We start from the raw sequence: 3,713 nt of genomic DNA on the forward strand, positions 1-3,713 counted from the left end.
CAGGTCACACAACCTACTCAACTTTGCATGCTGACTCGGTGAATGGTGTAATCCACAGATTAGAGAATCCCCCGATAAACGTGCCAAGAAGCATGATAGAAGCTCTCGATATAATAAGCATACAAGCTCAAGTTTATCTGGGAAACAAAAGAGTAAGAAGAAATTTAGAAATAGCAGAAATAGTCGGAATGGACACCCACACAAAAATAATCAAAACTACTACAGTCTTCTCATGGGACAGCGAAAAAGATGAACACATAATGATAGGCTCCTCCAAAGTCCTCGAAGAAATAAGAAAAATGAGAGCTTGGAGTAGAAAAGAACTCGAAGAAGAACTCGAAAATAGAAAAAAGGTCCTCCAGTGGATGCTCGAAAACAACATCAGAGACTACAAAGAAGTAGCTAAAATAATACACGCATACCAAAACGATAAAGATAGACTGCTCGAAATGATCTCATGAAGAAGATCAGGGAAACCCTCGAAAAATACCCAGAAATATCGGAATTCAGTAGGAAATGTTTGGAAAGCAAGAGGTACAATTCAAACGTTGTTTTAATGGTGGTAGATGCGGCATTAACCTCCTCGGGATTGAATTATTTTGGCGTAGTTGTTCCGAAGGTTCTGGCTTTCAGTGAGAGGTATAAAGTAAAAAAACTTGATGAGTTTTTAAAGTTGAAAAAGAACGATTTACTTAACTTGTGGAGAAACGAAAGGTGCTGGAATGTGGCTTTCGGAGTTGCTGAGAAACTTCTCGAATTCGGAAGAGACGTTAAGGCTCTCAGAAAATGGGCTGAAAGCACCACCCTCGAAAACTGGAAGAGCTACATGCCGGTAAAGGGTGTTGGAATAAACACCTACCAATATCTTAGAATGATGGGAGGAGTTGACACGGTTATGCCGGACAGAATCGTGAAAAGAGAAGTGAAAATAGAATCCAAGGACGACATCGATTTTATAGTTAAGGCAGAAAAACTTGCAAAAGAAGAAGGAATGCTCGCAATCGAGCTGTGCTTCGCTGCATGGATCGCCCAGTACGATGAGGAGAAAGCCGAGAAGTATTTGAAACTCCTCGAAAATATTTAAATATTACAGCTCGAATTTTTAGCGGTGAAATGTGATATCTGCGGAAAGGAAGAAGTTCTTCCCTATAAGTGCAACTACTGCGGAGGAACGTTCTGCTCCGAGCACAGACTTCCGGAAAAACACTTTTGTGAGGGAATTTACGACATTCCAGTTAAGGTGAAAAAGGACTGGGAAATTGGCAGGGAAAGAAGCGTGACAATTCAAAAACCGAAGGTTTCGATCTCCCAGTACGGATACAACAACATTTTTCTCGGAATAATCACGCTGATGTTTTTCGTCTCCCTCATTTTTCCCCAGATAATGAATTTTCTCGCTTTATATCCGGATAAGTTTTACTACATGCCTTGGCAGCTCGTTACGAGCATCTTCCTCCACGGAAGTTTCGACCACTATCTTGTTAATGCGATAGTTCTGCTTTTCTTCGGAGGAGAGCTCGAAAGAAGGCTTGGATCGAAGAGGTACTTGGAAATTTTCTTCCTTTCAGGAATTGCAGGTAACTTCTTCTACATTCTTTTCTCCTTCGCGACGAACAACTTCGCACCGGCAGTCGGGGCTTCTGGAGCTCTTTACGGAATCATGGGAGCTCTGGCTTTAATAGCTCCGGAGATAAGAGTTCTCCTATTCTTCGTGATTCCCGTGGACATAAAAACAGCCATACTGCTATTTGCTGCTTACAACATCCTGATGCTTCCCTTCACAGCCTTTACCGGAGTGGCATACATAGCCCACTTGGGAGGTTTGCTCGTCGGACTTTACTACGGAAAGAAGTACTCGATTTACAGGAGGTTCAGACTGATATGAAGGCTTGGTGGGAAAAGGAGAGACTTGAAGACGAGATAGTGAATTGCAGGACGATAATCCTCTCCACTGCTGGATGCAATTGGAGAAGCTGTAGAATGTGCAGCTACTACTTAGAGGCGAATCCCAAAGCAAGTTCGGAGACTATTCTCAAGGAGTTTAGAGACGCCTACGAGAAAGCGGACGTCGTGAAGATATTCACTTCGGGCAGCTTTTTTGATGAAAGGGAAGTAGATAAAGAGGTGAGGAGAAAAATTTACGAGTTCCTCGAAAAAGAGGGTGTGAAAAAGCTCGTTGTTGAAAGCAGACCGGAGTTTATTACGGAAGAGGTGGCTAAAGAGATAGAAAAGGCTAAGATTACGATAGAGGTAGGAATAGGCGTTGAAACGAGCAACGACTGGATTAGGGAGAAGATAATAAACAAAGGATTTTCCTTCCAAGAATTTAAGAGAGCCGCTTCCATGCTCAAAGATGCTGGAGGAAGGGTAAAAGCGTACCTCCTCCTAAAACCACCTCTTTTAAGCGAGAAAGAGGCAATTAGAGATGCGGTGCAGTCAATGAAGGATGTAAAAAGCTATGTGGATGTGATATCCCTAAACCTCATGACCGTGCACAAAAACACGATAGTGGAAAGGCTCTGGAGTAAAAAACTGTACCGTCCCCCTTGGTTGTGGAGCGCGGTGGAAGTACTGAAGAAGACTGAAATAGAGACGATATGCGATCCGGTTGCGGGAGGAAAGAGTAGAGGGCCTCACAACTGCTACAACTGCGACCCGGAATTCGTTGAAGCGATAAAAAGCTTCTCCCTCACTCAGGACAAATCGTATCTTGAAGAGGTCGAGTGCGATTGCGAGGAACTTTGGGAGGTAAGCTTGAAGGGAGAAAACTTGGCAAGATTGCCGATATTTGTATTCTAATTGGGGAAGCCCTTCGACAACTTTTTTAAATTTTTGAAACCTCATAGGTAGAATTAATGATTCCCGTCAAGTACGCAAATCTTTGCTCGGTTTGCCACAAGGATGTAACTTGGGAGGAACTTGAAAAGGGTTACTGTAAACTAAAAAAGCTCCATCAATGCTCCTCATTCCTTGACAAAATCTATAAGGAGTTCGAAGAGTTCTTCAAAAAAATTATCGGAGAGCCGAGATCCATCCAAAAATTCTGGGCGAGAAGAGTTCTGAGCTTCGAAAGTTTTGCGGCTGTAGCTCCGACGGGAATAGGAAAGACTTCATTCGGCAGCGCCATGGCGTTATTCCTCGCGTTAAAGAAGAGGAAAAGCTACATAATACTTCCCACAACTCTCTTGGTCGAGCAGGTCGTTGAAAATCTGAGAAATTACTGCGAAAAAGCCGGAATTGATTGCGGTTTGAACGAAGAGAAGGAGATTACCGTAGCCTACTACCACGGAAAGCTTAAGGAAAAGGACAAATTCTTCGAGATCCTTGAAAAAAACGCTTTCGACATTCTTGTCACCACAACTCAGTTCCTCCCGAGGTACTTCGAAAAGCTCAGCGGGAAAACTTTCAACTTCATTTTTGTAGATGATGTCGATGCGGTTTTAAAAGCTTCAAGAAACGTCGACAGAATTCTGAAACTGCTTGGATTTAGGTATAAAAACGGGAAATGGGAGGGAAAGCCAAAAGGAGTTTTGATGGTATCCACAGCAACAGCTAAAAAGGGACAAAAGGTGAGGCTGTTCAGAGAACTACTGAATTTTGATGTCGGAACTTCGACTCACGCTGTGAGAAACATAGAAGACGTTTACGTCGAAAGAGCCGATGTTGAGATTGTAAAGGAGATTCTGAGAAAAATGGGTACCGGCGGATTGATA

Annotated in this window: 4 protein-coding genes and 1 pseudogene; all 5 read left to right on the forward strand. The window is 42.9% G+C overall.

Going from position 1 to position 3,713, the window contains the following annotated elements:
- Positions 1-461: pseudogene (locus F7C14_RS00720) on the forward strand (secretion system protein E); the annotation flags it as partial.
- Entirely contained in the window at positions 458-1,084 is a 627-nt protein-coding gene (locus F7C14_RS00725) for a hypothetical protein (protein WP_290898640.1), read from the forward strand. The pseudogene F7C14_RS00720 and the gene F7C14_RS00725, both read left to right, overlap by 4 nt.
- A 24-nt stretch (positions 1,085-1,108) precedes the next feature.
- The gene (locus tag F7C14_RS00730; RefSeq protein WP_290898643.1) at positions 1,109-1,885 is read left to right on the forward strand and encodes a rhomboid family intramembrane serine protease; all 777 of its coding nucleotides are present in this window, start codon (positions 1,109-1,111) and stop codon (positions 1,883-1,885) included.
- Positions 1,882-2,799, forward strand: coding sequence for an archaeosine biosynthesis radical SAM protein RaSEA (locus F7C14_RS00735; RefSeq protein WP_290898646.1), 918 nt, complete (start codon positions 1,882-1,884; stop codon positions 2,797-2,799). The genes F7C14_RS00730 and F7C14_RS00735 overlap by 4 nt, the downstream gene beginning before the upstream one ends.
- A 56-nt stretch (positions 2,800-2,855) precedes the next feature.
- The coding region (locus tag F7C14_RS00740) for a DEAD/DEAH box helicase (RefSeq protein WP_290898648.1) at positions 2,856-3,713 on the forward strand (858 nt) is incomplete at its 3' end.

Source organism: Ferroglobus sp., from assembly GCF_015521575.1.
GTDB lineage: Archaea > Halobacteriota > Archaeoglobi > Archaeoglobales > Archaeoglobaceae > Ferroglobus.